The following is a 4916-nucleotide window of genomic DNA, read 5'->3' on the forward strand; positions in this document are numbered from 1 at the left end:
CTTTTATTAATTTTTATTTGTAATTACCAACCCTTTTTGATCGGATTTTTAACTGTTTTGCCAGTTATTTGAATAAATAATCAAGCTACTGTGTGGCGCGATACTGCGCTCCGCAACGCTCCGCGAACGCACCACACCCCCATCTATTCTCAATAATAGTGGGATTTTAGTTGAACTATTCTTCAGCTTATTTGATAAGTCCACCTCTATATATAGCTTTCAGCTACCTTGTCACCCCGTGAGCCGGATGGTACTCAAAATCAGGAAATAAAGATAATTGTTTTCCTTCCATTAAATTTTTTCTATAATTTGTTGTTTAATTTTTCGGCATTGGTGAAATAAGGCACGAAATTCGCATCGGAGTAAGATTGATAGTAAGGAAAAAAGCTGTTTTAACTACTGACTACTGACTACTAAAAATTATACAATCATTTACCAGCGCCAAATCTAAATTCCTACTCAAACCCTAGTGCCCATACTTCAATTAGAGATAATTTCCACCCTGGTAAGATTTATTATACTTCTAAAAAATCTCTATATTTCAGCACAATTTTTTCTTGTTGGTAACGATAAACTTCCATTGTGCGACTCCGAGGATCTACTAACACCCCGACAACAGTTCCTAACTCTATAAATTCTTGTATTTTTTGACGTAATTTTGGTAATTTATCACTCTTAGATTTGACTTCAAAAATTAGGTCAGGAACTAACTTAATATAATCTTCTGTAGGACGGAGTAATTTTTCTGCACTAATAAAAGAAGCATCTGGAGTGCGAATATCTTCATCTGAATTTGGTAAGCGAAAACCTCCACTAGAAACAATAACTCTACCTAACTTTCTTGGTCTTACCCAGTTGCGTAACTGAGCTACTATTTCTGCTGCTATTTCATCTGATTCTCAACCCGAAGCACTCATAACAATAATCTCCCCACCTACTAATTCCATCTCATAATCTGGGTACTCTATTTGCAACTTTTCTAAATCTTTAACTGTTAAACTTGACATAATTATCATCAACCTTTTTTTGTGTTTATTTCTATATTATTGAAATCAAGCCCCATAACTTAAATTGTTAGATAATCTTCTGTTAAATAATCTTCGGCCAGAGGAAATAGTTAAGTACCTAGAAAAAATTAAACTTAAAATAACTGTAGGAAGTAAATTTTTCCAAACCATTCTGAATTATGACTCCCGATATCTAACTCGTCCTAATTTAAAGTTAACTTTATTTCTGACCAAGTATTTAGGAGAGTTACTCAAAAGATAGATGAAAATTTTTTTCATTAATTTAACCAACTTAATCTAATAGCTACAACCCCAGACTTAACACCTACTATCTAAAACCTAAATCTACCTTTTTTTCTGATTCAATGCCAAAGATAACTGCCGAAAATTGTCTCCTCTTTGTTCAAAATTTTGATACTGGTCAAAACTCGCACAAGCCGGAGAAAGTAACACAACTTTAGCATCATATTTTTTTGATAATGCTGCACCTCTAATCACCGCTCTTTCCATATTTTCTACTATTTCATAATGACGAAAATTAATCTTTTGTAATCTCTTAGCTAAAAACTCCGCAGCATCACCAATTAACAAAACAAAAACAACTTTTTCCTTAATTTGTCGCAACCAATCATGATCGTTACCTTCTTTAGCTTTGCCACCAGCAATTAATAATACAGGTGCTGGTACAGCTCTTAAACCAACTGCTGCTGCATCATAATTTGTAGCTTTACTATCATTAATAAAATCTACTCCATTCCAACTGCAAATATATTCCAAACGGTGGGGTACACCAGAAAAGTTTTTCACCCCCTCAGCGATCGCCTCTTTTTCTATTCCTGCCAATTTCGCTACTGCCACTGCCATCAATAAATTCTGCTGATTATGATTTCCCAACATTTGTAGAGACTCCACAGGAATTATTCTTTCCCCCAACGCTACTACCCATTCATCTTCAATATAAATTCCTTTAGCTACATCCCCCACCAAATTAGCTTTTCCCTGAGTACTTGTCCAGTAAGCATTCTGCCAAAGATTTATTGCATTTTGACGCAGGTAGTAGTCGTCACCATTAAGAATTTGTATTTGAGAGCGATTTAATAAACCAGCTTTAATGTTAAAATAATTTTCTAGATTGTAGTGACGACTGAGATGGTCAGGAGTAAAAGTAGTCCATACACCAATTTGTGGACTCAAAGTCTTGGAAGACTCAATTTGATAACTGCTGACTTCTGCAATTACCCAATCTAGGGGAGTTGCTGATAAAGCTAATTCACAAGCAGCATGTCCGATATTACCACAGGCAGGAGCATACAATCCGGCAGTCTTAAAAATCGCAGCAGTTAAAGCAGTGGTAGTAGTTTTGCCATTAGTACCAGTAATACCTACCCAGGAGCAAGACTTGAGATATCGCCACGCTAATTCCATTTCCCCTATTGTTTCAATTCCAGTTTCTCTAGACCTTTGCAATGCAGGTATATCCCAGGGGACACCGGGACTAACAACGACTAAATCTAAAGAGGTTTCTGGTTCAAATGAATAATCCAACTTAACAGTAATACCCTCTTGAGTTAACTGCTGTTTTTGTTGCTGCAGGGAGTCGGAAGTATTGCGATCGCTCAATTCAACTTCCCAACCATTTTTTTTCAGCAGTCGCGCAGCAGCAACACCTGATTTTCCTAAACCAATAATATGAGCTTTTGACATAGTAAATTTTTGTAGAAGAAGGAATTCCTAGTCTAATTATTTTAATTTTACAGCAGAGTGGGCTAGGATACTTCCGTAGGACTTAGGATTTATACGGTTTCTATAAAAGTAGTTTTATAGTTGATGCTCATTAAATAACTAAAGTAAATAAAACATAGTTGTAGTTGCTGGTATTTTTTATGAAAATAATATCTGATTAAAAAATATTTACCCAAAAAAATGGGTTGAAGGTATCTCCCTTTTCAAGGGAGGAATTTAATGCTGCATTTATAACAGTTATAATCAGGAGCGAGGTAAAAAATTCGTTTGTTTTAGGCAACAGCTACAGAGGAAAATAAATAATAGGAAATAGGGAATAGAAAGAAAAAGATAACTGTACCTCACAAAGGGTGATAAACCCTATATTAAGGTTTGAATATGACAAGGTATCATACAAATGAATATGAAGTTGCATGGAATAAAGTTTGAATAAGAGTTGACTGTATATACAGACAGAAAGGTTAATGAATTTCATAATTCTGTGCAACTTCACATAAAAATTGTATTAGAGAAGCTTTAACTCATGTTGACTATAAAACTTCTGCCCTCTAGGTTCAGCATAAGTGCCTTTAAGCCAAAATCTCTGTATTTTATGTTAATGAAAACTGCTATAAAATCCCAGCGTTTATATCAAAGGGTAGTGATTTGCTAACCAAACCTTTACACTTAAAGTAGGCAAATAGACCTCTCCAAAATAAAAATCAGGGTAAAATTGTAGTCGCCAATTATATATACCCTGTTTCCAAATGAATAATGTATTAGAATATATTTATAACCATCCAAAAGAAACAAAAAAAATGATTGGTATTACAAATGAACAACTAATAAAATTAATAGAAAATCCTCAAAAAGTTGAATAGAAAAAAGACAGGCGATAATGCTCCGCATCGCTCAAGCGAACGCCAGCCAAGAAAAAAGATTAATCAAGGCAGGAGGAGGAAGAAAAAAGTCTTTAAACAAGGCAGAAGAGATAATGTTGACTTTATATTATTTGCATCATGTACCAACATTTCAACTACTAGGAGCAATCTAAGCGAGTTAGTGAGTCAACAGCAAATAATATTTTTCGCGCTTTGGATAGATATTTTGAGGGAATTATTACCATCTAGTTTACTAGAGGAATTCTCGGGAAAAGAAAACGAATATTTATGGATATGCATAGGCTTTTACAGAAATAGAATTGAGAGTTGATAGTACAGAGCAGGATAGAGAAACGCCTAAAAATGATCAAAAACAGAAAAAATATTAGTCAGAAAAGCAAAAAAGTCATACGTTTAAAAATCAAATAGTAATCACAGAAAAGGGAGAACAAATAGTTAGGATAAAGAGATATATAAAGTGAGATAAAGTTATTCAAAAAAACACAAAAAAAGTTGGATAGAGAACAAATATTTCAAGTATATAAAGGGTATCAAGGTGGGGAAAAAGTTTACAGGCCAAACAAAAAAAATAAACCAGAAAATGTCAGAATAAGTCAAGAAAGAGAATCAAAAAAAACTCAAAAAATAAGATTTGTAGAACATGTAATTAAGACTGATAAAAATATTTAGAGCGGCACGAGAAAGATTCAGATTAAAAGATAGTAATTATGAAAAAGTAATTTTAACAATATGTGGTTTTGTAAGATTAATAATAGGAGCATTAATATTATTATAAATAATAATTTTGGCTCTGAAAAAAAGTAATGAAAAACTAGAGAAAAATGGTGAATAATTAACAATAACTATCTGTAATACTATAAAGCCCGTAAAAAATGACTATCTCGAGGAGCTGGCGTTGGCGGAGGGAGCAAGTGCGGCAGCTACATCGCTCCCTAAAAGATAGTTACAGTAAGTGCTTGATAATTTTTGGAGATGTCTAATAGTTACCTCTTCTTACCGAATAATTAAGGTTTAAAGCCTCTCACTCGCCGTGGAGAAACAAGCGGTCGGAAAGCGGAGCATGACCTTAGGATGGGATGCATCAGAAACCTAGCCATATCTAAATCTCCCCTTGAGAGCGGTCGTTTCGGCTGTCGCCGACATGAAAAGCGGAGCTTTCCGTAAGTACCTCGTCTAGGTTTAAAATGTGGGTAAAGAGCCAGTCAATGAAGACCTCTCCCCCAACCCCTCTCCTGCAAGGAGAGGGGGGAGGTTTTACCCACAATTTTAGTCTAGACGCGCTAGT

General features: G+C 34.7%; 5 protein-coding genes. 3 read left to right on the forward strand and 2 right to left on the reverse strand.

Going from position 1 to position 4916, the window contains the following annotated elements; genetic code table 11:
- Window positions 1-515: 515 nt before the first annotated feature.
- The gene (locus tag F6K22_RS31785) at window positions 516-887 is read right to left on the reverse strand and encodes a Uma2 family endonuclease (RefSeq protein ID WP_293107500.1); all 372 of its coding nucleotides are present in this window, start codon (window positions 885-887) and stop codon (window positions 516-518) included.
- 184 nt (window positions 888-1071) lie between these two features.
- Between F6K22_RS31785 and F6K22_RS31790 the strand changes: the two genes are divergently transcribed.
- Window positions 1072-1269 carry a hypothetical protein gene (locus F6K22_RS31790; RefSeq protein WP_293107488.1) on the forward strand — a complete coding sequence of 66 codons (198 nt, stop codon included), beginning with the start codon at window positions 1072-1074 and terminating at the stop codon, window positions 1267-1269.
- Between the two features lie 83 nt (window positions 1270-1352).
- Here the strand turns inward: F6K22_RS31790 and murD are convergent, their stop codons facing one another.
- Window positions 1353-2711, reverse strand: coding sequence for a UDP-N-acetylmuramoyl-L-alanine--D-glutamate ligase (gene murD, locus F6K22_RS31795; protein WP_293107491.1), 1359 nt, complete (start codon window positions 2709-2711; stop codon window positions 1353-1355).
- Between the two features lie 891 nt (window positions 2712-3602).
- Between murD and F6K22_RS31800 the strand changes: the two genes are divergently transcribed.
- Together F6K22_RS31800 and F6K22_RS31805 are read left to right on the forward strand one after the other, a co-directional pair.
- A complete protein-coding gene (locus tag F6K22_RS31800; protein WP_293107494.1) occupies window positions 3603-3941 on the forward strand; it encodes a hypothetical protein in 339 nt (112 codons plus the stop codon).
- Window positions 3942-4123: 182 nt separating this feature from the next.
- Window positions 4124-4300, forward strand: coding sequence for a hypothetical protein (locus F6K22_RS31805; RefSeq protein WP_293107497.1), 177 nt, complete (start codon window positions 4124-4126; stop codon window positions 4298-4300).
- Window positions 4301-4916: the final 616 nt, after the last annotated feature.

Source organism: Okeania sp. SIO2F4, from assembly GCF_010672385.1.
Lineage (GTDB): Bacteria > Cyanobacteriota > Cyanobacteriia > Cyanobacteriales > Microcoleaceae > Trichodesmium.

Bases quoted from the DNA above. Each gene is read 5' to 3' on its own strand.
- murD (WP_293107491.1), bottom strand. From the start codon at position 2,711: ATGTCAAAAGCTCATATTATTGGTTTAGGAAAATCAGGTGTTGCTGCT.